The sequence below is a fragment of the Pantoea sp. SGAir0183 genome (genome assembly GCF_043545505.1).
Map to the genome: position 1 here is coordinate 520,453 of NZ_CP028053.1, position 21,956 is coordinate 542,408.

Here is a 21,956-nt window from a genome sequence, read left to right on the forward strand (position 1 = left end):
CACAGACGCAGCCAGTGCCGCCACAACGGAAAATCACAAGGGTAAGCCGCTAAAACTATAAATGGAGTAATGACATGGCGTGGAATCAGCCCGGAAATAACGGACAGGACCGCGACCCGTGGGGAAGCAGCAATAATCAAGGCGGCAACTCTGGGGGGAATAAGGGAGGTAAGGAATCTGGGCCTCCTGATCTGGATGATATCTTCCGCAAGCTGAGTAAAAAGCTTGGCGGATTCGGCGGCGGCAATAAAGGTGACAATGGTCAGCGCAGTTCCGGCGGTAGCGGCAAACTTTTTGGCATTGTCGCTGTTGCGGCAGTGGTGATCTGGGCAGCAAGCGGATTTTATACGATCAAAGAAGCGGAACGCGGTGTTGTCACGCGCTTTGGTAAGTTCAGCCACATCGTTGAGCCAGGCCTGAACTGGAAGCCCACCTTTATCGATCAGGTCCGCGCCGTGAATGTCGAAGCCGTGCGTGAACTGGCGGCATCGGGTGTCATGCTGACTTCTGATGAAAACGTCGTGCGCGTGGAGATGAACGTGCAGTACCGCGTAACCGATCCGGAACGCTATTTGTTCTCTGTTACCAGCCCGGACGACAGCCTGCGTCAGGCAACGGACAGTGCGCTGCGCGGCGTAATTGGTCGCTCTACCATGGATCGTATTCTGACAGAAGGTCGTACGGTCGTGCGTAGCGAAACGCAGCGCGAAATCGACGAAACCATTCGCCCGTACCATATGGGCATCACGGTGCTTGACGTTAACTTCCAGGCGGCGCGTCCTCCTGAAGAGGTGAAGTCAGCGTTTGATGATGCGATTGCCGCGCGTGAAAACCGTGAGCAGTATGTGCGTGAAGCGGAAGCCTATGCGAACGAAGTTCAGCCGCGGGCTAACGGTCGTGCGCAGCGTGTGCTGGAAGAAGCACGTGCTTATAAAGAGCGCACGGTGCTGGAAGCACAGGGTGAAGTGGCGCGTTTTGCCAAGCTTTTACCAGAATACAAAGCCGCGCCGGAAATTACCAAAGAGCGTCTGTACATTGAGACCATGGAGCGTGTTCTGAGTCATACACGTAAAGTGCTGGTGAACGATCGTGGTAACAACCTGATGGTTCTGCCTCTCGATCAACTGATGCGTGGTGATCAGTCTTCCTCTGCGAAGAACGGGCAAAAGAGCAGCGCAGCATTGCCGTCACTTTCCGATCGGAGTGCAAGCCGCACGGACACGTCGTCATACAGTCCAGACAGCATCATGGATCAGCGTCGAGCCAACGCTCTGCGCAACGATACCCAGCGCGAAGGGAGAGAGTAATCAATGCGTAAGCCAGTCATAGTTGTCATTATTATCGCGTTGGTCGCCATTTATGCGTCGCTCTTCGTGGTACAGGAAGGTGAGCGCGGTATTGTTCTGCGCTTTGGTAAAGTCCTGCGCGACAGCGAAAACAAGCCTCAGGTTTTTGCACCGGGTCTGCATTTCAAGATTCCGTTTATCGAAACGGTTAAAATGCTGGATGCGCGTATCCAGACCATGGATAACCAGGCCGATCGCTTCGTGACCAAAGAGAAGAAAGATCTGATTGTCGACTCTTACATTAAGTGGCGCATCAGCGATTTCAGTCGCTACTACCTGGCAACCGGTGGCGGGGATGTGTCTCAGGCCGAAGTGCTGCTGAAGCGTAAATTCAGTGACCGTTTACGTTCAGAAATGGGCCGTCTCGACGTGAAAGACATCGTGACCGATTCTCGTGGTCGTTTGACCACGGATGTCCGTGATGCGCTGAATACCGGTACGGCAGGCGGTGACGATGACGTGTCTACGCCAGCCGCAGATGATGCTATCGCCAGCGCAGCGGCACGGGTTGAACGGGAAACCAACAGCAGTGAACCTGCGCCAAATCCAAACAGTATGGCGGCGTTAGGGATTCAGGTTGTTGACGTGCGGATCAAGCAGATCAATCTGCCGACGGAAGTCTCAGATGCGATCTTTAACCGTATGCGCGCCGAGCGTGAAGCGGTTGCGCGTAGCCAGCGTTCACAAGGCCAGGAAGAGGCGGAAAAACTGCGTGCTCAGGCTGACTATCAGGTTACCCGTACGCTGGCAGAAGCCCAGCGTGAAGCCCTGATTACCCGCGGTGATGGCGATGCAGAAGCGGCAAAACTGTTTGCGAATGCTTTCAGTCAGGATCCGGATTTCTACGCCTTTATCCGCAGCCTGCGTGCTTATGAAAACAGCTTCAACGAAAATCAGGACGTGATGGTGTTGAGCCCGGATAGTGACTTCTTCCGCTATATGAAGGCACCGTCTAACGCCACGCGCTAAGAACTGATATAACTGACAGGCCGACAATGTTGTCGGCCTTTTTTTTGGATGCGGAATGAACGTAAATATCTGGATGGCACTGGCATTGGTTTTAGTGCTCGAGGGACTGGGGCCGATGTTTATGCCACGGCTGTGGCGGCGCGTAGTGTTGAGCATGACCCAGTTGCCCGATCGGCTTTTACACCGTTTTGGTGGGGGATTAGTGGTCGCCGGCGTGGTGATTTACTGCATGCTGCGGCTGCATGGCGAAGCCTGATAAGATGGCGCTCGCCGTCTGTGTGGTATCTGAAGTCGTGTTTACCCCCTGGATGTAGTAGTGATCAAAACGCAGGCAAAAAAGCGCGCAATCGTGTGCTAAAAGTGCTGAAAACCATAAAATCAGATGGTAGAATCCTTTTTTAAGCAATCGGTGATTTTGAGAAATGGGTAAGAACGTCGTCGTACTGGGCACCCAATGGGGTGACGAAGGTAAAGGTAAGATTGTAGACCTTCTGACTGAGCGCGCTAACTACGTGGTGCGTTATCAAGGCGGCCACAATGCGGGCCATACACTTGTCATCAACGGTGAAAAAACCGTTCTCCACTTAATCCCTTCTGGCATCCTGCGTGATAACGTTACCAGCATCATTGGTAATGGCGTGGTTCTCTCTCCTGAAGCATTGATGAAAGAGATGAAAGGCCTGGAAGAGCGTGGGATTCCCGTACGCGAACGTCTGCTGATTTCTGAAGCCTGTCCGCTGATCCTGCAATACCATGTCGCCATGGACATGGCGCGCGAAAAAGCGCGCGGTGCAAAAGCGATCGGGACGACGGGCCGTGGCATCGGACCGGCTTACGAAGACAAAGTTGCCCGTCGTGCACTGCGCGTCAGCGACCTGTTCAACAAAGAAACCTTTGCTGCCAAGCTGAAAGAAGTGATGGATCTCTATAACTTCCAGCTGGTGAATTATTACAAAGAAGAAGCCGTCGACTACGATAAAGTGCTGAACGATGTCATGGCGGTTGCCGACATCCTGACCGGCATGGTGGTCGATGTGTCTGAACTGCTGGATACGGCGCGTAAGCGTGGCGATCTGATTATGTTTGAAGGCGCGCAGGGAACACTGCTGGATATCGATCACGGTACCTATCCCTATGTGACCTCGTCCAACACCACCGCCGGTGGCGTGGCGACAGGCTCAGGTATCGGCCCGCGTTTTGTCGATTACGTACTGGGTATTGTTAAAGCCTACTCAACGCGTGTGGGTGCGGGTCCGTTCCCTACCGAGCTGTTCGATGAAACCGGTGAGTTCCTTTGCAAGCAAGGTAACGAATTTGGTGCCACTACAGGCCGCCGTCGTCGTACGGGCTGGCTGGATGCCGTTGCGGTCCGCCGTGCGGTGCAGATCAACTCACTGTCTGGTTTCTGTATGACCAAGCTGGACGTACTGGATGGTCTGAAAGAAGTAAAAATTTGCGTGGCTTATCGCATGCCTGACGGCAGTGAAGTCACCACTACGCCGCTGGCTGCTGAGAACTGGGAAGGCATTGAGCCGATCTATGAAACTCTGCCGGGCTGGAGCGAAACCACTTTTGGCGTTAAAACGCTGGAAGGCCTGCCTCAGGCGGCGCGCAACTACATCAAACGTGTAGAAGAAGTGACCGGTGTTCCGATTGATATTATTTCAACCGGCCCTGATCGTAGCGAGACAATGATTCTGCGTGACCCATTCAGCGCGTAATCATCATCTGGCCGGACAATGTCCGGCCTTTGTTTTTTATGTGATTTAATGCCACTAAAACTCCCTTCGCTTGTCCAACTCTACACTGGCTGAAAAAAATACACAGCCGCCAACACTCTGGTTTATCATCGTAGCGAAATACGTCAGAACCAGTTCAATATTGAAATAAACAACAGGACGGGCGAGCATACAGGTGCCACCGAATGATTGACTGAGGTCACTGTGCAGCTAACTAGTTTTACCGACTACGGCCTGAGGGCGTTGATTTATATGGCCACGCTGCCGGAAGGCAGACTAACCAGTATTACAGAGGTCACCGATACGTATGGCGTGTCGCGTAATCATATGGTCAAAATTATCAATCAACTTAGTCGTGCTGGGTTTGTTGCGGCCATACGTGGCAAAAATGGGGGCATTCGTCTGGGAATGCCTCCGGGAAATATCATCATTGGTGATGTGGTTCGCAAAATGGAACCTTTGCAGTTGGTTGACTGCGCCCGGTGCGCTATCACGCCTGCCTGTCGCCTTAAGCAGGCCTTACATGATGCCGTACAGTTATTTTTAAAAGAACTGGACGGCTATACGCTGGCAGATTTAGTGGAAGGTAATACGCCTTTATATGAAATTGTATTGTCTGAACCGCCGGTGGCAATGAATACTCAATGACATCGGAGGAACCGTAATGTCAAAAGATCCTTTTCTGGACAGAGAAGCTGAAAAGTACGAAAACCCTATTCCAAGCCGTGAATTTATTCTGGCTTTATTAGAAAAACGCGAAAAACCTGCCAGCCGCGAAGAGCTGGCACAAGAAATGAATTTGCAGGAAGAAGAACACCTCGAAGCCTTACGCCGTCGTTTACGTGCAATGGAACGTGATGGCCAGTTAGTTTTCACCCGCCGCCAGTGTTATGCCCTGCCTGAACGTCTTGATCTGCTGCGTGGAAAGGTCATTGGTCATCGCGATGGCTATGGCTTTTTACGCGTTGAAGGGCAAAAAGACGATCTGTATCTTTCTGCCGAACAGATGAAATTTTGTATGCATGGCGATGTCATCCTGGCGCAACCGCTGGGGGCCGATCGAAAAGGTCGCCGCGAAGCGCGTGTCGTTCGGGTTCAGGAACCGCGCAATAATCAAATCGTCGGCCGTTATTTCACTGATGCCGGCGTTGGCTTTGTTGTGCCCGACGACAGTCGTCTGAGCTTCGATATTCTGATCGGGCCTGAAGAAACCATGAATGCCCGCATGGGGTCCGTCGTGGTCGTTGAGCTTTTACAACGTCCAACCCGCCGTTCGAAGGCAATCGGTAAAATCGCCGAGATTCTGGGCGATGATATGGGCACCAGCCTGGCCGTGGATATGGCGCTGCGCACCCATGAAATTCCGCACAGCTGGCCGCCAGAGGTTGAAGCTCAGGTGAGCAAGCTGAGTGAAGAGGTGCCGGAGTCGGCGAAAAAAGGCCGTGTCGATCTGCGCCAGTTGCCGTTAGTCACTATCGACGGTGAGGATGCCCGCGATTTTGATGACGCGGTTTACTGCGAGAAAAAGCGTGGAGGTGGCTGGCGTCTGTGGGTGGCCATTGCGGACGTCAGTTACTATGTTCGCCCCGGCACACCGCTGGATAACGAAGCGCAGCAGCGCGGGACATCGGTATATTTCCCTTCGCAGGTAGTGCCAATGCTGCCGGAAGTGCTGTCGAACGGCTTGTGCTCGCTGAATCCTCAGGTCGACCGCCTGTGTATGGTGTGCGAAATGACCGTATCGGCAAAAGGTAAACTCACCGGCTTTAAACACTATGAAGCGGTGATGAACTCTCATGCGCGTCTGACCTACACCAAAGTGTGGAATATTCTGCAAGGCAACCCGGAGCTGTGTGAGCAGTACGCGCCGCTGGTCAAAGACCTGCAGGAACTGCACAACATGTACCAGGTGCTGGAAACCGCCCGCGAAGAACGAGGTGGTATCTCCTTTGAGACAGAAGAAGCGAAGTTCATTTTCAACGCTGAACGCCGCATCGAACGCGTTGAACGCACCTCGCGCAATGACGCCCACAAGCTGATTGAAGAGTGCATGATTCTGGCAAACATTGCCTCTGCCCGCTTCGTGGAGAAGAATCAGGAGCCTGCGCTGTTCCGCGATCACGATCGCCCCAGCGACGACAGCATCAAAAGTTTCCGCACCGTATTAAATGAACTTGGCCTGAGTTTGCCAGGAGGCAATAAACCGCAGCCTGTCGACTACGCCGCGTTGCTGGAGCAGGTTGCCGATCGTCCGGATGCGGAAATGCTGCAAACCATGCTGCTGCGCTCCATGAAACAGGCGGTGTACGACCCGGAAAACCGTGGGCACTTTGGCCTGGCGCTGGCGTCATATGCTCACTTCACTTCACCCATCCGCCGTTATCCGGATTTACTCCTGCACCGCGCCATCAAGTATTTGCTGGCTAAAGAGCAGGGCGACGTGAAAGGCCTGACGACACCAACGGGCGGTTATCACTACGATATGCAGCAGATGCTGCAACTGGGCCAGCACTGTTCCATGACCGAGCGTCGTGCCGACGAAGCCACCCGCGATGTCGCCGACTGGCTGAAATGTGACTTTATGCAGGATCAGGTCGGTAATGTCTTCAATGGTGTCATCTCCAGCGTTACCGGCTTTGGCTTCTTTGTCCGTCTCAGCGATCTGTTTATCGACGGCCTGGTGCATGTGTCGACACTGGACAATGATTACTACCGCTTTGATCCGGTGGGGCAGCGGTTGATCGGTGAATCCGGTGGACGCACGTATCGCTTAGGTGATGCGGTTGAAGTACGTGTTGAAGCGGTCCATATGGACGAGCGCAAGATTGACTTTGCGTTGATCTCCAGCAAGCGTCAGGTGCGCGGCGAAGGGAAAACCGAACGTGACAAGGCGAAGCGGGACGGTAAAGCACCAACCAAACGCCGTCGCCAGGCCAGCCGTAAAACCAACTTTGAACCGGATTCCGCTTTCCGCAAGAGTGGCAGCAAGCCTGCTGCGGCAAAGACTGAGAAAAAAAGTAAAAAAGTTTCGGAGAAAACCCGTAAAATCGCCGCCGCCACTAAGGCGAAGCGCGCCGCGAAGAAGGCGAAGCCTGCCTGATGCGCCCAGGCCTCTGCGTTCGCGCAGGGGCTGTTATCCATTTATTTCCAACCACTGAGCAGATTGATGAGCGAAATTATTTTTGGTATCCATGCCGTGCAGGCGTTGCTGGAACGTGACCCACAACGTTTCCAGGAAGTCTTTATTCTCAAAGGCCGCGACGATCGTCGCCTGCAACCGCTGGTGACCGCGCTGGAAGCTCAAGGGATCGTCATTCAGCTGGCCGACCGCAAATGGCTGGACAGCCAGGTCGAAGGCGGCGTACATCAGGGCATCGTGGCACGTGTTAAGCCGGGTCGGCAGTATCAGGAGGGCGATCTGCCGGATCTGCTGCAGAGCCTGGAGAAACCCTTCCTGCTGGTGCTGGACGGCGTCACCGATCCGCATAACCTGGGTGCCTGCCTGCGCAGTGCCGACGCGGCGGGGGTACATGCCGTTATCGTGCCGAAAGATCGCTCTGCGCCCCTGAACGCAACCGCTAAAAAAGTGGCCAGCGGTGCAGCGGAAAACATCCCGTTAATCAGGGTCACGAATCTGGCGCGTACCTTACGTCTGCTACAGGAATATCACATCTGGGTTGTGGGTACCGCTGGTGAAGCCGACCACACCGTTTATCAAAGTAAGATGACAGGCCCGATGGCGCTGGTCATGGGCGCGGAAGGCGAAGGCATGCGCCGCCTGACACGTGAGCACTGTGACGAACTGATCAGCATTCCAATGGCAGGAAGCGTTTCCTCGCTCAATGTTTCAGTCGCAACGGGCGTCTGTTTGTTTGAGGCGGTGCGTCAGCGCAACGCGTGATCGCCGCCGCAAATTAGGTTTTCTGTCCGGTCATAATGGCCACTCACCTTACATACTGAGTGAGTGATATCGCGAGGAGCCGTTATGACCTGGACAACTCACACCGTGTTTAATCAACCTTCTCCTCTCAGTAACAGCAACCTGTTTCTGTCTGACGTGCCGTTATGTGACGCGCTGTTGCGTGAAGGCGGCGGATGGGACAGCGACTGGCTGGCATCGGTAGGCAGTCAACTGGGCAGTGCAGAGTCGCTGGAGCTGGGGCGGCTTGCGAATACCTGTCCTCCTGAACTTCACCGCTATGATGCGCGCGGCATAAGAGTGGATGACGTGCGCTTTCATCCTGCCTGGCATCTGCTGATGCAGGGCGTGTGCAGCAGCCGTCTGCATAATCTCAGCTGGCAGCCTGATGTACAGCCAAACGCCAGCGTGGCGCGCGCGGCCCGGTTTATTTTGCATGCCCAGGTTGAGGCCGGCACGCTTTGCCCGGTGACGATGACGCACGCCGCGATTCCCTTGCTGCAACGCTATCTGCCCACCGCGTTTCGGGGCTGGCTTGAGCCATTACTCAGCGATCGTTACGACACACATGCGATGCCGGGCGATCAGAAGCGTGGACTGTTGATCGGCATGGGGATGACTGAAAAGCAGGGCGGCAGCGATGTGCTGACGAATACCACGCGCGCAGAGCCGCTGCAGGGACGGGGAAGTGGCGAAGCGTATCGCCTCATCGGCCATAAATGGTTTTTCTCTGTACCGCAAAGCGATGCCCACGTCATCCTGGCGCAAACGCAGCAGGGACTCAGCTGTTTCTTTCTGCCTCGCCTGCTGCCGGACGGGTCACATAACGCCATTTTCATTGAGCGCTTAAAAGACAAACTCGGTAACCGCGCCAATGCCAGTAGTGAAGTGGAGTTCAAAGACGCAACCGGCTGGCTGCTGGGTGAAGAGGGCGAAGGCGTGCGCCTGATCCTGAAAATGGCCGGCATGACGCGCTTTGACTGTGCGCTGGGCAGCCACGGACAAATGCGCCGGGCCTTCTCCGTCGCCCTTTACCATGCCCACCAGCGCCAGGTGATGGGGAAAAATCTGGTGGATCAGCCCCTGATGCGTCAGGTGTTAGCGCGTCAGGCGCTACAACTGGAAGGGCAAACGGCCTTACTGATGCGGCTGGCGCGTGCCTGGTCGCAGGCGGATGACGCGAATCAGGCGGCGTTTGCCCGGCTGTTAACCCCCGCGGTGAAGTTTGTGATTTGCAAAGCGGGCATGCCGTTTGTAGCGGAATCCATGGAAATGCTGGGAGGGAATGGCTACTGCGAGGAAAGCGAACTGCCCCGGCTTTACCGTGATATGCCCGTTAACAGCATCTGGGAAGGCTCAGGCAATGTGATGTGTCTGGACGTTCTGCGTGTGATAAGCAAAAAGAGCGGCATCGTGGAAGCGTTAATTCGGGAATGTGATGAGGTAAAGGGCGTTAACCGCCACTTCGACAGACGCTGGCGTCAACTGAAGCTGCGCCTGGGCAAACACGATGAAGCCCAGGCGCGGACGTTAACACAGGACATCCTGCAGTTGGCCACAGCGGTTCAGCTGTTACGCCACGCTGAACCGCGACTGGCGGATGCCTGGTGCGGCCAGTGGCTGGATACGCGGGGCGACCCCACTATCGATGCGGCGCTGGCCGATCGCCTACTGGCGCGCGCCAGTGGCCGGTGAGGCACCGTAGAGGATCGCGGTGGTATACCAGATGCCAGGCGTTATCGTTTCGTCGACCATCAGAATCTGATAATAAACGGCGCCTGCCTGATTCGCGCGCGCAGCAATCGCCCGCTCCGCGTCATCTGGTGAGCCTCTCACGCTGGCGCTAATCGTACCGAGCTTCGGTAAACCATAGCTTTGCGCGCGGGTAATCGACTGCGCCTGAGCCGTTGGCGCGGGCGGGGCTTTCGGCGTCTCCTGAAACGCCGCGCAGCTACTCAACAACAGACTCAACGTCAGTAACGCAACATAACGCATAGCTAATCCTTGAAAGTCACCTTAACAGGATAAGTGTAAGCCACCGCCCCACGATCATCACGACTTAATCGAGAAAACGCTGACAAGCTGCGTCAGGTGGTGGCCTTTATCACTCAGGCTCTGGGCTGTCTGTTCTGCCTGCGTAACCAGTTCACTGTTCTGATGCGTGGCCTGGCTAATCTGATTCATCGCCAGGTTAACCTGGCCAATGCCGGCCGTTTGCTGTTGTGCGGCGACGTTAATTTCACCCATTAACGCCTGAACCTGCTCAATATGCGTCACAATTTCGCTCATCGCATCGCGGGTTTGTTCCGACAATGCATGGCCTTCAGCAACATGACGTATTGAGGTCGCAATCAACGTATCAATTTCTTTTGCTGCCTGGGCGGAACGCTGTGCCAGCGCCCGTACTTCGGCGGCAACGACGGCGAAGCCGCGCCCGTGCTCACCCGCCCGGGCGGCTTCCACCGCGGCGTTCAGCGCCAGAATATTGGTCTGGAAGGCAATGGACTCAATAACGTGCGTAATGTCAGCGATGCTCTGCGACGAAACGTTGATGGCGGACATGGTGTTGACCGAACGGGTGACCGTCTGGTTGCCGTTATCCACAATACTGCTGGCCTCGGCTACCAGCGACATGGCCTGACGCAGGCTGTCGGCGGTATGCTCAACGGTCGCACCAAACTGTTCCATGCTGGCCGATGTCTCTTCAACGCTGCTTGCCTGGCGCCCAATTTGCTCACTGATGTTGTGACTGCTGGCGGCAATGGTATCCGTGCCATCGCTGATTTCCTGCGCGGCACGGCGAACCTGCGCGACTATTTTCTCCAGCCCTTCGCCAATCCCGTTAATGGCATTAATCAGCTGACCCACTTCATCGTGGCGCGTCGTAGCCAGATGAACCAGTAAGTTACCGGCCGCGTATTGCTCAGCCAAATGGATGACCTGCTGTAACGGACGCGTAATGGCACGACGGCTGTACCAGACAAAACACGGCGCAAACAGCAAGACCAGAATCAGGCCGGTTATGAGGAACATATTGCGGCTGTGAATCACCGGTGCCAGCAGGCTGTCGCGGTTGACCTCACCGACCACAATCCAGTTCCAGCCAGGCAACTGTTGCCAGGCCAGCATTTTGGTTTCCCCATCAATATCGGCTTGCTGTACGCCCTCAGGCTGCGTCAGCATCGCGTTCAGCACGCCCTCCTGCCAGTCGGGACGTTTACCTTCAGCCTGTTTATCAAACAGGTACTGCCCCTGCATAGCACCTGGCGTGCCGTTTAACACGTAGAAATGCCCACTGTCGCCCAGACGACGTGCCAGCACTTTTTCGCGCATCAGGCCGTACTGTTTATCGATCTGTACGCCAACAAAAATAATGGCAATCACGGTACCGCTGTCGTCTTTAACGGGCTGATACTGCGTGATATAACGGTGACCAAACAGGGTGGCCAGTCCACGGTAGATCTCGCCTTGCGTCACTTTTTTCCAGGCCCCACTGGTCCGATCAAGCTGGGTGCCAATGGCCCGGCTGCCATCTTCTTTTTTCAGCGAGGTGGAAACACGAATGAAATTATCACCATCACGCACAAAGATTGTGGCGACGGCCGACGTACGATCCGTAAAATCATCTACGGCAATTTGATCGAGGTTCAGCGTTTTGAGCCCGGCGCGCAGAGTCGGTGTTGAAAACTCGCCCACCTGAATACGTGAAGTTTCATCGCGGCTGAAACGCTTAGGCAAAAAGCTGACAAACAGTTGAGTATAATTGCCCACTTCCTGCGTCAGCGTCGCGTTAAACATGGACGCCATTTCAGTAATGCCCTGCACCTGATTGACCATGTCATCCATGGCGAGACTTTCTAACTGGCGTGAAGCATTTTGACTTTGAATCAGCGTCAAAACTAACAATAAAACGCCTACACTTAATGAAGTTATGGCGCACAGCTTCACTCCAAGGCTTGTTCTGCTGAGAGAGAAACGTTTCATAAAGTACCTTTATTTTTTGTCAAATATGCACTAACAACGGCAGCGCGGCGCAAATGTTTAGTTAAGAAATTATTGCCTTTATGATGTTGTGAAGCGCGGAATTACATTAACCCCCTAATATGTCGTCTCAATTTGTCGTCGGACAGGAGAAAAAATGATAGAGCTCACCACGGAAAGGTTTGCAGGAATCGAGTGCCTGCATGCTGCGCCTGCGGGTCAGCGTCGCCAGCGCTTACCCACCCTCGTTTTCTATCACGGGTTTACCTCATCCAAAGAGGTGTACGCTTACTTTGCCGTTGCGCTGGCGCAGGCAGGCTTCCGTGCCGTTATGCCCGATGCCGACATGCACGGTGCGCGTTATAACGGTGATGCCGAGACACGGTTGCGCCATTTCTGGGACATCCTCAAACAGAACATTGATGAATTTCCGGCTATCGAGGCCGCCTTACGTGCCGACGATCTGATTGCCGATGCGCGCTTTGCCGTTGCTGGCGCCTCAATGGGAGGCATGACGGCGCTGGGGATTATGGCGCGCTACGCACACATTCACAGCGTCGCCTGCATGATGGGATCGGGCTACTTTATGCAGCTCAGTCATACGTTGTTTCCGCCCGTGGTGGTAACGAACGAAGAACAGAAAGCCCAGTTCACAGCACGTATGGCGTCGCTGGCGGACTATGATCCTTCAGCCCGGCTGCAGAACCTGGCGAACCGGCCACTTTTGTTATGGCACGGTGATGCCGATGAAGTGGTGCCTTTTGCTGAAACTCAGCGCCTGGATCGGGCATTACGCGAAAAGGGGCTTGATGCCCATCTGACCACGCTGTCCGAAACGCATATTGGACACAAAATTACGCCGTCAGGTCTGACCGCGCTGGTCAGCTTTTTTAAGCGTCAACTCTGATCCGTTAACGAAACCGCCCTCTTGCTTTGGCCCGTGCTTGCTTTTCACACATAAGCGCGGGAGCGGGGCGGTCTCCCGCCGATTTAAATGAAATCCCCGCTTGAGTTTGTCCGTACACGCCAGTATGATTACGAGTCAATTTTTCAGCTGCATTCAGAGGTGTGTGTCATTTCGGTGATTCACAACCTATAACGTTCCTTGCTTCCGTGGGCCGCAGCTGACCCTGACAGGAGGCTGAATAATCCGTAAGGAGCAATTTCGATGCGTCATTACGAAATCGTATTTATGGTTCATCCTGACCAGAGCGAACAGGTTCCTGGCATGATCGAGCGTTACACTGGTGCTATCACTGGTGCAGAAGGCACGATCCACCGTCTGGAAGACTGGGGCCGCCGTCAGCTGGCTTACCCAATCAACAAACTGCACAAAGCACACTATGTTCTGATGAACGTAGAAGCGCCGCAGGAAGTGATTGACGAGCTGGAAACGAACTTCCGCTTCAACGACGCCGTTATCCGCAGCATGGTTATGCGCGTTAAAAACGCGGTAACTGAAGCATCACCGATGGTTAAAGCGAAAGACGAGCGTCGTGAGCGCCGCGAAGATTTTGCTAACGAATCCGCTGATGACTCAGATGCTGGGGATTCTGAAGAGTAATCCATCGTGACGGTTAATCGGCTGCGCCTGTCTGGCACCGTGTGTAAGACGCCAGTTCGAAAAATTAGCCCGTCAGGAATTCCGCACTGTCAGTTCGTGCTTGAGCACAACTCGGTGCAGATGGAAGCCGGATTTCACCGGCAAGCCTGGTGTCGAATGCCTGTTATTCTTAGCGGCAGCGCCCATCAGGTGATTACTCAACATATAACGGTCGGCACGCAACTCATTCTCGAAGGCTTTATTAGCTGCCATCAGGCGCGAAATGGTCAGAGTAAAATGGTGTTACATGCCGAGCAGATTGAATTGATAGATTCTGGAGACTAGCCAAATGGCACGTTATTTCCGTCGTCGCAAGTTCTGCCGTTTCACCGCGGAAGGCGTTCAAGAGATCGATTATAAAGATATCGCAACGCTGAAAAACTACATCACTGAAAGCGGCAAGATTGTACCAAGCCGTATCACTGGTACTCGCGCAAAATACCAGCGTCAGCTGGCTCGTGCTATCAAGCGCGCGCGTTACCTGTCTCTGCTGCCGTACACTGATCGTCATCAGTAATCGGCAACTGTCCATTAACGACTTTAAGAGGATAAGGTAATGCAAGTTATTCTGCTTGATAAAGTAGCAAACCTGGGCAGCCTGGGTGATCAGGTTAACGTTAAAGCGGGCTACGCTCGTAACTTCCTGGTTCCACAGGGTAAAGCTGTTCCTGCTACCAAGAAAAACGTTGAATTCTTCGAAGCACGCCGTGCAGAACTGGAAGCCAAACTGGCTGACGTTCTGGCAGCATCTAACGCGCGCGCAGAAAAAATCAACGCACTGGGCACTGTTACCATCACGTCTAAAGCAGGCGATGAAGGTAAACTGTTCGGTTCCATCGGTACCCGCGACATCGCTGACGCTGTTACTGCAGCTGGCGTTGACGTTGCTAAGAGCGAAGTTCGTTTACCGAACGGCGTTCTGCGCACCACCGGTGAGCACGAAGTGGACTTCCAGGTTCACAGCGAAGTATTCGCGAAACTGATCGTGAACGTGGTTGCAGGTTAATTTTTATTAGCCTGCCGCACCTGAACGCCGACACTTGTGTCGGCGTTTTTGTTTTCAGTCGTTAATACCCTTTCTTTTTCTGCCCGGCCACATCCCTCTTCACTCGGCACCCGCATCTTCACCATCACATAAAGGTGTACCGGACAGCCCGGTCCTCATGCGATCAACGCGCTGTTTGCCGATTAAAAGGTGACGATGATATGTGCGGCTAAACCCTCAGCGCATCAGGGTGACGACGCGACATCAGCGACCACGCTCCGTCATCTGTGCTGAAGCGGCTATCCGCTTGCGTTGCGGTTGGTCTGCCCGGAAACCGGGCGGGCAAATAAAATGACGGCCATGAAGGGCGCAACCGGTGACGGACCGCCACCGGGGAGGACTTATTCTACACGTAAAAAGCTGCCGTCCGGCTGGCGGGTAAACAGGACAGGACCGTTAGCGCCTTCCAGCGTTAAGCCTGTAACGACGCCATTCGCATCCCGACGGATCTTCACCTGCTGCCCCTGCTTCAGCGTACTGAGCGGCTGATCGTTGCCCTCAACGCGTGCCATGGCAAACACATCATTGACCGGCAGATTATTGTCGCGGAACAGCTGTGCCAGCGTTTGTCCGGCGGCAATCTGATAGCTGTGCCAGTCACCCTGCGTGTCCGCCTTCGGTTCGGATTGTGCAGAGGAGCGAGACGGTTTGTTATCGTAGATATCCGCCTGCATCGGCACGTCTTTTTCGGCCGAAGGTGTCACAGGCCGTTCGACCGGATACTGCGGCGTACTGGAGGGCCAGAGAAAGGCCAGCAGCAGTATGATGACGGCAATGACGATCCCCCGACGGTGGAAAGCCGGGAGCGGGTCCATCCAGCGAATATCGTCTGTAAAATGCCAGAGGCGATACAGCCAGCTGGGCAGGCGAGACGGGACGTCTGAAGTCATATCGGGTTCCTCCGCTCCGGCACCTTGCGACCGCGTTCGTTGCGGCAGTAAGTTCTGTAACCGGGTTAAAATACGCAGTGCATGCGTCCTGCGGCGACGAGGGGCTATCTGGCCCATATTCTCTCTCTTTCTTATAGTGCCACTGACAAGGGGGAACTTGTCACTTATACAGTATGGGCAATGTGGACGCGAAGTGCCTGCCAGCATTGGTAAATTTGACCTGCGTATTGTTTCTCTTTCGCCGACAAAAGTCATCTGTAGCGCTGCGGATTTTACGCCAGCGGCCTGCGCTGTTATGCTGCCCGTCTTACTATATCCGAGAGTGAAAGGAACGAAGATGACTACCCCTTCTTTCGACAGCGTCGAAGCACAAGCAAGTTACGGTATTGGTTTACAGGTTGGCCAGCAGCTGCTGGAATCTGGTCTGCAGGGGCTGCAGCCAGAAGCACTGCTCGCGGGCCTGCGCGACGCGCTGGAAGGGAACTCACCTGCGGTGCCTGTCGATGTGGTACATCGCGCCCTGCGTGAAGTACATGAGCGTGCGGAAAGCGTGCGTCGTGAGCGCGTGGAAGCCATGGCCGCAGAAGGCCAGGCTTTCCTGCAGGACCATGCTCAGCGTGAAGGCGTCAGCAGCACCGAGTCAGGTTTACAGTTCAGCGTGATTACGCAGGGCGAGGGCCCGATACCTTCGCGCCAGGACCGCGTACGCGTGCATTACACCGGTAAACTGATCGACGGCACGGTGTTTGACAGCTCTGTTGCACGTGGCGAGCCGGCGGAATTCCCGGTCACCGGCGTGATTGCGGGCTGGATCGAAGCGCTGACGCTGATGCCGGTTGGCTCAAAGTGGGAACTGGTGATTCCCCACAACCTCGCCTACGGCGAGCGTGGAGCGGGCGCGTCCATCCCACCATTCAGCACCCTGATTTTTGAAGTTGAGCTGCTGGAAATCCTGTAAGGATAAAGGGCGGTGCGATGCCGCCCTTACCCCTCTACTGCTGTAAGTTTACCTGCCAGAGAGCGAATCCCGTCTCGTCATTCCCTGTCGCCTTCATGGGATATTGCGCATGCTGCTGAATAAAGTGTGTGGCTTTATCGCCGGGTGCGGTTTCAAAGCGAATATCAAGAGGCTGCGCGGCAGATATTGCAGCCAGTCGCCAGTTATTATCCGCCTGTGGGCGCACTTCACCGTGCTTTTTGGTTTCGGCACTGATATACGCCGCCAGAATCGCGCGGTTTTCATCAGGCGAGGCAAAGGCAATGTATTTGTCGCCCGTTCCGGCAAACTTGCCCGCGTAGGCCCGGTAGTTATTGGTTGCCACCAGGAAGGTCGCCTTAAGATCGATGGGTTTTCCCTGCCAGCGAAGATCTTTAATGCGTGACGCGTTCGGATGGATCAGGTTGCACTCTTCGTCGTAACGGGCGGGTTGTGTAACATCAATCTGATAGCTCACGCCGTCAATCACATCGAAGTTATAGGTGCGGAAATTCCAGTTGATCAGCGGCTGCGTGCGGCGACTGGTCGGATCGATTTGGTTAAACTGACCCGCAGAGCACTCCAGCCAGTCTTTCACCTGCTCGCCGCTGACTTTCATCACCACCAGCGTATTCGGATACAGATAGAGATCGGCTGCGTTGCGGAAGGTCAGGTTGCCTTTCTCAACTTCCACATAGCTGGCAGGATCGTTTTTACGTCCCCCGGCTTTAAACGGCGCGGCGGCAGACAGTACCGGCAAGTGCGCCAGATCGGGATCGCCCTGGATAAAATGCTCGACATAGGCGCGCTGGGCGTTATTCACAATTTGCACGGTAGGATCGTCCTGCACCAGCGACAGATAGCTGTACATCACATCCGCAGATTTTCCGATAGGCTGGGCGACAAAGGTGCGGGTAGCATCATGATCGTCTTTCAGAACCTTAACCAGTGCAGGATCTTCAGCAGCCAGCGCAGTTTTATGCGCGATATCGTAGATCGGACGCGCCTGCGCGGTACCGCTTGTCACCTGCCAGTGATCGCCTTCCTTGCTCAGCACCAGATCCACCACACCAAGATGATCGCCCCACATGCCGGGCATGACCGCAGGCACACCGTTTAATGTTCCTTTCTCAATGTCTGCACCTTTGATCCCCGCAAACTCTTTCCCCGGGAATACGGCATGCGCATGACCAAACATAATGGCACTGATGCCCGGAACTTCGCTGAGGTAATAAACCGAGTTTTCTGCCATCGCCTGATACGGCTCGCTGCTTAACCCTGAATGGGCTAATACGACAACCACGTCCGCTCCTTTAGCGCGCATTTCGGGCACGTAGCGCCGGGCGGTTTCTGTAATATCGTCCACCCGCACTTTGCCCTGCAGGTTGCCTTTATCCCACACCATAATCTGCGGCGGGACAAAGCCGATATAGCCGATGTTCACCGTCTGCGGGTTGCCGTCGCGATCGGTCACTGTGGTGGGTTTAATCAGATAAGGCGTAAACAGCGGCTTACCGCTCTTCAGATCGATAACGTTGGCATTGACGTAAGGAAAATGCGCGCCCGCCAGGGCTTTTTGCAGATAGGGCAGACCATAATTGAATTCATGATTGCCCAGCGTGCCCGCGCTGTAATCCAGCGTATTCATCGCCTTATAGACGGGATGGACTTCACCCTGTTTGAGCCCTTTCGCAGCCATATAGTCGCCTAACGGGCTACCCTGGATCAGATCGCCATTGTCCACCAGCACGCTGTTCGTGACTTCCTGACGCGCGGCATGGATCAGGGACGCAGTGCGCACCAGACCATATTTTTCTGTGGGCGTATCTTTGTAATAGTCGAAGTCCATCATATTGCTGTGCAGATCGGTCGTTTCCAGCACGCGTAAATCCACGGTGGCTCCCTGTGCTGCAACTGAAACGCTCAGTGCCAGTAACATCATTCCCGCCTTAACCATGTTCACTCCCAACGTTAAAAGATCAAGGCTACAAAAGTAATGTAAAAGGCTGATGAAAGGGCAGATTAAAACGTGATGCAAATAACGTTTTGAGCCTGACTGGTGCTGCTTCAGTCACATCAGTGCAGAGGTCAGCGTGAAAAGAGGTCTTTGCCATTGTGGGCTATTGTGTTGATATAGCTGAAAAAGGATTCAAAATGTTTACCTGAAACCAGGGGCGAGCATGAAGCTGCTAAAATGTACCCCAACAGGCATAACAGTTAACGCGTAGCATTCGCATACATGAGGTGACAAATGTTAGAGCAAATAAGCCAACTGGCGCGTGAGGCAGGCGACGCGATTATGCAGGTCTATAACGGTTCGGTTCCCGCTGATGTTTCGCATAAAGCAGACGATTCGCCCGTCACAGCAGCCGATCTGGCCGCGCATGATGTGATTGTGAAGGGCCTGAAACGGCTGACACCGGATATTCCGGTGTTGTCAGAGGAAGATCCGCCCGGTTGGGAAGTCCGTCAGCACTGGCAGCGCTACTGGCTGGTGGATCCGCTTGACGGCACCAAAGAGTTTATCAAACGCAATGGTGAGTTTACGGTCAATATTGCGCTGATCGAGCAGGGCAAACCGATCATGGGCGTGGTGTACGCGCCTGCGCTGGGCGTGATGTACTCGGCAGCAGAAGGTAAAGCCTGGAAGGAAGAGGGCGGAGAAAAGCAGCCGATTCACGTTCTGGATGCACGTCCACCGCTGGTGGTGGTGAGTCGTTCCCACAACGATGATGATGAGATGAAAGAGTACCTGAAGCAGCTAGGGGAACATCAGACGGTGGCAACCGGCTCATCGTTAAAGTTTTGCCTGGTCGCTGAAGGTAAGGCCCAGCTTTATCCCCGCTTTGGACCCACCAATATCTGGGATACCGGCGCGGGTCATGCCGTTGCTGTCGCGGCAGGTGCCCACGTGCACGACTGGCAGGGAAGAACGCTGGATTATGCGCCGCGTGAATCTTTCCTGAATCCGGGCTTCCGTGTATCGCTGTTCTGACGTCATACGGGAGGCACTCGCCTCCCGACTTCACCTGTCAGGGTGCTTTTAACAGCGTTTTTAACAACGTAATGACTTCTTTGACTTCCTGCTGCGTCAGTGCCCCGTCTTTGACATATTTCACCTGACCGTTTTTATCCAGCACCACAATGGCCGATCCGCCTTGCTGCAACTGCCAGGCGTGCTGCACATTGCCCTTGCTGTCGACGATAAACTGCGACCACGGATACTGCTTTTTATTACTCTGAATGCTGCTGCGAACAAACAGGCTGGTGCCGGGAATGGCATCATCGGTGTTCACGATAGTCGTGGTCTGATAGCGATCGTGCGGCAGTTTCGCTGACTTGATGGCCTCAACCAACGCTGCATTCATCTCTTTAGCCGATGAGCGGCCTGCAATGTGCTGTATGACACGTACTTTTCCGTTCAGTTGCGCGCTGTTCCAGTCTTTATAGCTGAATTTTTCCTGCGCCAGGATCAACTCGCCTTTGTCATTGACGCCCACGGGCGGCACGCGTTTTCCCGTCTCAAGATTATGGGCCAACGCACTTACAGGAAGCAGCAGTGACAAGGCCAGTGCGGCCAGAGTGATACGCCTCATTATTTTCTCCAGTGATCAGACCAGTTAGTCATCCAACTGTAATAGTAAGCAGGGATGATGCGGCTGTCTCAAAAAGCTGTCAGCTTTGTTATCAACCACACAATTCTGTAACGAACGAAGGTTTATACTGAATAGTGAAAAGTAAATAACAGAGTATTCTGTAATGTTCTGTCAGCACGGTAAAAAAAGTTATTTCTGGTCGTGCGAAGTAAGCAGAGTGTTCTATAGTTTATCTCGCATTCGCGTTTCATGGACCCGTACCGAATTTGGCAACGGTGAAGCGTGCTTAAAAATTAAGGAGTTAAGAAGTATGAAAATCTTCCAGCGCTATAATCCGCTACAGATAGCAAAATATGTTAAAACGCTGTTTAAAGGAAGGTTGTACATCAAGGATGTGGGCGCGTTTGAGTTTGATAAAGGTAAAGTCCTGATCCCCCGGGTCAAAGACAAACAGCACCTGAGCGTGATGTCAGAAATTAACCGCCAGGTCGTTCGTCTCAAGCTAGAGTTTAACTAAAAAAACAGGGCGCCGATGGCGCCCTGAGTGTTTCTATTCTTCGCTTTTCGTCACGTTCAGCATCGGCGGTCGTTCATCAATCCGTGTCACCAGCAGCTGATCAATGCGGTAACTGTCGATATCGACCACTTCAAACTTGTAGCCCGCAAATTTCACAAAGTCGGTACGTTTCGGGATTTTACGCAGCATATACATCATAAAGCCGCCAATCGTTTCGTAGTTACCCGACTGCGGAAAATCATCGATATCCAGCACGCGCATAACATCATCAATCGGCGTCCCGCCTTCCACCAGCCAGGAGTTTTCATCGCGCGCAACAATCTGTTCTTCCATGCCCTGACCCACCAGGTCGCCCATCAGCGTCGTCATCACATCATTCAGCGTAATGATACCGACCACCAGCGCATATTCGTTCATGATGACCGCGAAGTCGTCGCCCGCCGTTTTAAAGCTTTCCAGCGCCTCAGACAACGTCAGGGTATCCGGAACAATCAGCGCGGAACGAATCTGCACGCCGCTGTTCAGCGCCATGCTCTGATTGCCCAGCACGCGCAGCAGCAGCTCTTTCGAATCGACATAGCCAACGATGTGGTCGATATCCCCATTACAGACCAGGAATTTCGAGTGAGGATGTTCAGCGATTTTTGTTTTCAGGCTGACTTCGTCTTCGTGCAGATCAAACCAGACGATATTTTCACGTGACGTCATGGAGGAGGGCACGGTGCGTGATTCCAGCTCAAACACGTTCTCAATCAGTTCGTGTTCCTGCTTACGCAGCACGCCAGCCAGCGCACCGGCTTCCACAACCGCGTAAATATCGTCGGACGTGATATCGTCTTTGCGTACCATCGGCAGCTTAAAGACGCGAAAAAAGACGTTGGCCAGGCCGTTAAACAGCCAGACCAGCGGCCGCATAACCAGTAAACAAAAGCGCATGGGATTGATAATCCGCAGGGCAATGGTTTCTGGCGCGATCATGCCTACCCGTTTTGGGGTTAAGTCGGCGAACAGAATAAACAGGCTGGTGACGATGGTGAATGAGCAGATAAAACTGAGCTGTTCGGCCAGTTCGTGAGACATAAAGCGATTGAAGAGGGCGGAAAATGCCGGGGAAAAGGCCGCATCACCGACGATACCACCCAAAATAGCGACGGCGTTCAGGCCAATTTGCACCACGGTGAAGAACATGCCGGGCGTTTCCTGCATCTTCAATACCCGCTGAGCGTTAACGTTGCCTTCGTCAGCCAGCAGTTTCAGCTTAATCTTGCGGGCGGCAGCCAGCGAGATTTCGGAGAGAGAAAAAAAAGCACTGATTACGATCAGTAGCAGAATGACAAGTAAGCTATCAAGCATAAGTAATCCAAAGAGTTATCCA

At 54.0% G+C, this 21,956-nt stretch carries 22 protein-coding genes; 16 read left to right on the top strand and 6 right to left on the bottom strand.

The window, feature by feature from the left end:
- Positions 1-74: 74 nt before the first annotated feature.
- The 8 genes from hflK to C1N59_RS02545 all read left to right on the top strand — a co-directional run bounded on the left by hflK (position 75) and on the right by C1N59_RS02545 (position 9,668).
- The gene (gene hflK / locus C1N59_RS02510; protein WP_054686976.1) at positions 75-1,307 is read left to right on the top strand and encodes an FtsH protease activity modulator HflK; all 1,233 of its coding nucleotides are present in this window, start codon (positions 75-77) and stop codon (positions 1,305-1,307) included.
- A gap of 3 nt (positions 1,308-1,310) precedes the next feature.
- On the top strand, positions 1,311-2,315 hold the full coding sequence (gene hflC, locus C1N59_RS02515; RefSeq protein ID WP_006120940.1) for a protease modulator HflC: 1,005 nt from the start codon (positions 1,311-1,313) through the stop codon (positions 2,313-2,315).
- Between the two features lie 55 nt (positions 2,316-2,370).
- The gene (locus C1N59_RS02520) at positions 2,371-2,571 is read left to right on the top strand and encodes a DUF2065 domain-containing protein (RefSeq protein WP_006120939.1); all 201 of its coding nucleotides are present in this window, start codon (positions 2,371-2,373) and stop codon (positions 2,569-2,571) included.
- A 166-nt stretch (positions 2,572-2,737) separates the two neighbouring features.
- A complete protein-coding gene (locus C1N59_RS02525) occupies positions 2,738-4,036 on the top strand; it encodes an adenylosuccinate synthase (protein WP_033740036.1) in 1,299 nt (432 codons plus the stop codon).
- 222 nt (positions 4,037-4,258) lie between these two features.
- Positions 4,259-4,702, top strand: a complete 444-nt coding sequence (gene nsrR, locus C1N59_RS02530; protein WP_054633015.1) for a nitric oxide-sensing transcriptional repressor NsrR — start codon at positions 4,259-4,261, stop codon at positions 4,700-4,702.
- Between the two features lie 16 nt (positions 4,703-4,718).
- Positions 4,719-7,154, top strand: coding sequence for a ribonuclease R (rnr, locus tag C1N59_RS02535; RefSeq protein ID WP_006120935.1), 2,436 nt, complete (start codon positions 4,719-4,721; stop codon positions 7,152-7,154).
- 66 nt (positions 7,155-7,220) lie between these two features.
- The gene (rlmB, locus tag C1N59_RS02540; protein WP_033740035.1) at positions 7,221-7,955 is read left to right on the top strand and encodes a 23S rRNA (guanosine(2251)-2'-O)-methyltransferase RlmB; all 735 of its coding nucleotides are present in this window, start codon (positions 7,221-7,223) and stop codon (positions 7,953-7,955) included.
- A gap of 84 nt (positions 7,956-8,039) precedes the next feature.
- On the top strand, positions 8,040-9,668 hold the full coding sequence (locus C1N59_RS02545; protein ID WP_394550257.1) for an isovaleryl-CoA dehydrogenase: 1,629 nt from the start codon (positions 8,040-8,042) through the stop codon (positions 9,666-9,668).
- On the opposite strand, the gene bsmA is transcribed toward C1N59_RS02545, so the two are convergent.
- Positions 9,642-9,968 carry a biofilm peroxide resistance protein BsmA gene (gene bsmA / locus C1N59_RS02550; protein ID WP_283785748.1) on the bottom strand — a complete coding sequence of 109 codons (327 nt, stop codon included), beginning with the start codon at positions 9,966-9,968 and terminating at the stop codon, positions 9,642-9,644. The two genes, C1N59_RS02545 and bsmA, sit on opposite strands and share 27 nt — an antisense overlap.
- A 57-nt stretch (positions 9,969-10,025) precedes the next feature.
- Positions 10,026-11,957 (bottom strand): methyl-accepting chemotaxis protein, encoded by a 1,932-nt coding sequence (locus tag C1N59_RS02555; protein ID WP_394550259.1) that lies wholly within the window; start codon positions 11,955-11,957, stop codon positions 10,026-10,028.
- A gap of 154 nt (positions 11,958-12,111) precedes the next feature.
- Here C1N59_RS02555 and yjfP point away from each other — a divergent pair, with 154 nt between their 5' ends.
- The 5 genes from yjfP (at position 12,112) to rplI (ending at position 14,563) form a co-directional block, all read left to right on the top strand.
- Positions 12,112-12,861 (top strand): esterase, encoded by a 750-nt coding sequence (gene yjfP, locus C1N59_RS02560; protein ID WP_394550260.1) that lies wholly within the window; start codon positions 12,112-12,114, stop codon positions 12,859-12,861.
- A 261-nt stretch (positions 12,862-13,122) separates the two neighbouring features.
- On the top strand, positions 13,123-13,518 hold the full coding sequence (gene rpsF, locus C1N59_RS02565; protein WP_006120928.1) for a 30S ribosomal protein S6: 396 nt from the start codon (positions 13,123-13,125) through the stop codon (positions 13,516-13,518).
- A gap of 6 nt (positions 13,519-13,524) precedes the next feature.
- The gene (gene priB, locus C1N59_RS02570; RefSeq protein ID WP_006120927.1) at positions 13,525-13,842 is read left to right on the top strand and encodes a primosomal replication protein N; all 318 of its coding nucleotides are present in this window, start codon (positions 13,525-13,527) and stop codon (positions 13,840-13,842) included.
- Between the two features lie 4 nt (positions 13,843-13,846).
- Positions 13,847-14,074, top strand: a complete 228-nt coding sequence (gene rpsR, locus C1N59_RS02575; protein WP_000135199.1) for a 30S ribosomal protein S18 — start codon at positions 13,847-13,849, stop codon at positions 14,072-14,074.
- 39 nt (positions 14,075-14,113) lie between these two features.
- On the top strand, positions 14,114-14,563 hold the full coding sequence (gene rplI / locus C1N59_RS02580; protein ID WP_006120926.1) for a 50S ribosomal protein L9: 450 nt from the start codon (positions 14,114-14,116) through the stop codon (positions 14,561-14,563).
- A gap of 380 nt (positions 14,564-14,943) precedes the next feature.
- Here rplI and C1N59_RS02585 read toward each other — a convergent pair whose 3' ends face one another.
- A complete protein-coding gene (locus C1N59_RS02585; protein ID WP_155550062.1) occupies positions 14,944-15,609 on the bottom strand; it encodes an OapA family protein in 666 nt (221 codons plus the stop codon).
- 220 nt (positions 15,610-15,829) lie between these two features.
- Between C1N59_RS02585 and fklB the strand changes: the two genes are divergently transcribed.
- The gene (fklB, locus tag C1N59_RS02590; RefSeq protein WP_006118358.1) at positions 15,830-16,450 is read left to right on the top strand and encodes an FKBP-type peptidyl-prolyl cis-trans isomerase; all 621 of its coding nucleotides are present in this window, start codon (positions 15,830-15,832) and stop codon (positions 16,448-16,450) included.
- A 34-nt stretch (positions 16,451-16,484) separates the two neighbouring features.
- Here fklB and C1N59_RS02595 read toward each other — a convergent pair whose 3' ends face one another.
- A complete protein-coding gene (locus C1N59_RS02595; RefSeq protein WP_394550261.1) occupies positions 16,485-18,425 on the bottom strand; it encodes a bifunctional 2',3'-cyclic-nucleotide 2'-phosphodiesterase/3'-nucleotidase in 1,941 nt (646 codons plus the stop codon).
- Positions 18,426-18,719: 294 nt separating this feature from the next.
- On the opposite strand from C1N59_RS02595, the gene cysQ reads away from it, so the two are divergent.
- Complete coding sequence (gene cysQ, locus C1N59_RS02600) at positions 18,720-19,463, top strand: 3'(2'),5'-bisphosphate nucleotidase CysQ (protein ID WP_054686982.1); 744 nt, start codon at positions 18,720-18,722, stop codon at positions 19,461-19,463.
- Between the two features lie 37 nt (positions 19,464-19,500).
- Here the strand turns inward: cysQ and C1N59_RS02605 are convergent, their stop codons facing one another.
- Positions 19,501-20,064 carry a YtfJ family protein gene (locus tag C1N59_RS02605; RefSeq protein ID WP_054686984.1) on the bottom strand — a complete coding sequence of 188 codons (564 nt, stop codon included), beginning with the start codon at positions 20,062-20,064 and terminating at the stop codon, positions 19,501-19,503.
- Between the two features lie 310 nt (positions 20,065-20,374).
- On the opposite strand from C1N59_RS02605, the gene C1N59_RS02610 reads away from it, so the two are divergent.
- Positions 20,375-20,581 carry a DUF1107 domain-containing protein gene (locus C1N59_RS02610; protein WP_003855513.1) on the top strand — a complete coding sequence of 69 codons (207 nt, stop codon included), beginning with the start codon at positions 20,375-20,377 and terminating at the stop codon, positions 20,579-20,581.
- A gap of 33 nt (positions 20,582-20,614) precedes the next feature.
- Here the strand turns inward: C1N59_RS02610 and C1N59_RS02615 are convergent, their stop codons facing one another.
- Positions 20,615-21,934 (bottom strand): hemolysin family protein, encoded by a 1,320-nt coding sequence (locus tag C1N59_RS02615; RefSeq protein WP_033740022.1) that lies wholly within the window; start codon positions 21,932-21,934, stop codon positions 20,615-20,617.
- Positions 21,935-21,956 lie beyond the last annotated feature (22 nt).

What these genes read in the sequence shown, in the direction of transcription:
- rpsR (WP_000135199.1), top strand. Translation starts at nt 13,847, where the DNA reads ATGGCACGTTATTTCCGTCGTCGCAAGTTCTGCCGTTTCACCGCGGAA.
- rlmB (WP_033740035.1), top strand. Translation starts at nt 7,221, where the DNA reads ATGAGCGAAATTATTTTTGGTATCCATGCCGTGCAGGCGTTGCTGGAA.
- C1N59_RS02610 (WP_003855513.1), top strand. Translation starts at nt 20,375, where the DNA reads ATGAAAATCTTCCAGCGCTATAATCCGCTACAGATAGCAAAATATGTT.
- C1N59_RS02555 (WP_394550259.1), bottom strand. Translation starts at nt 11,957, where the DNA reads ATGAAACGTTTCTCTCTCAGCAGAACAAGCCTTGGAGTGAAGCTGTGC.
- C1N59_RS02615 (WP_033740022.1), bottom strand. Translation starts at nt 21,934, where the DNA reads ATGCTTGATAGCTTACTTGTCATTCTGCTACTGATCGTAATCAGTGCT.
- C1N59_RS02520 (WP_006120939.1), top strand. Translation starts at nt 2,371, where the DNA reads ATGAACGTAAATATCTGGATGGCACTGGCATTGGTTTTAGTGCTCGAG.
- hflC (WP_006120940.1), top strand. Translation starts at nt 1,311, where the DNA reads ATGCGTAAGCCAGTCATAGTTGTCATTATTATCGCGTTGGTCGCCATT.
- fklB (WP_006118358.1), top strand. Translation starts at nt 15,830, where the DNA reads ATGACTACCCCTTCTTTCGACAGCGTCGAAGCACAAGCAAGTTACGGT.
- cysQ (WP_054686982.1), top strand. Translation starts at nt 18,720, where the DNA reads ATGTTAGAGCAAATAAGCCAACTGGCGCGTGAGGCAGGCGACGCGATT.
- hflK (WP_054686976.1), top strand. Translation starts at nt 75, where the DNA reads ATGGCGTGGAATCAGCCCGGAAATAACGGACAGGACCGCGACCCGTGG.
- C1N59_RS02595 (WP_394550261.1), bottom strand. Translation starts at nt 18,425, where the DNA reads ATGGTTAAGGCGGGAATGATGTTACTGGCACTGAGCGTTTCAGTTGCA.
- rpsF (WP_006120928.1), top strand. Translation starts at nt 13,123, where the DNA reads ATGCGTCATTACGAAATCGTATTTATGGTTCATCCTGACCAGAGCGAA.
- rnr (WP_006120935.1), top strand. Translation starts at nt 4,719, where the DNA reads ATGTCAAAAGATCCTTTTCTGGACAGAGAAGCTGAAAAGTACGAAAAC.
- rplI (WP_006120926.1), top strand. Translation starts at nt 14,114, where the DNA reads ATGCAAGTTATTCTGCTTGATAAAGTAGCAAACCTGGGCAGCCTGGGT.
- yjfP (WP_394550260.1), top strand. Translation starts at nt 12,112, where the DNA reads ATGATAGAGCTCACCACGGAAAGGTTTGCAGGAATCGAGTGCCTGCAT.
- bsmA (WP_283785748.1), bottom strand. Translation starts at nt 9,968, where the DNA reads ATGCGTTATGTTGCGTTACTGACGTTGAGTCTGTTGTTGAGTAGCTGC.
- C1N59_RS02585 (WP_155550062.1), bottom strand. Translation starts at nt 15,609, where the DNA reads ATGGGCCAGATAGCCCCTCGTCGCCGCAGGACGCATGCACTGCGTATT.
- C1N59_RS02525 (WP_033740036.1), top strand. Translation starts at nt 2,738, where the DNA reads ATGGGTAAGAACGTCGTCGTACTGGGCACCCAATGGGGTGACGAAGGT.
- C1N59_RS02545 (WP_394550257.1), top strand. Translation starts at nt 8,040, where the DNA reads ATGACCTGGACAACTCACACCGTGTTTAATCAACCTTCTCCTCTCAGT.
- C1N59_RS02605 (WP_054686984.1), bottom strand. Translation starts at nt 20,064, where the DNA reads ATGAGGCGTATCACTCTGGCCGCACTGGCCTTGTCACTGCTGCTTCCT.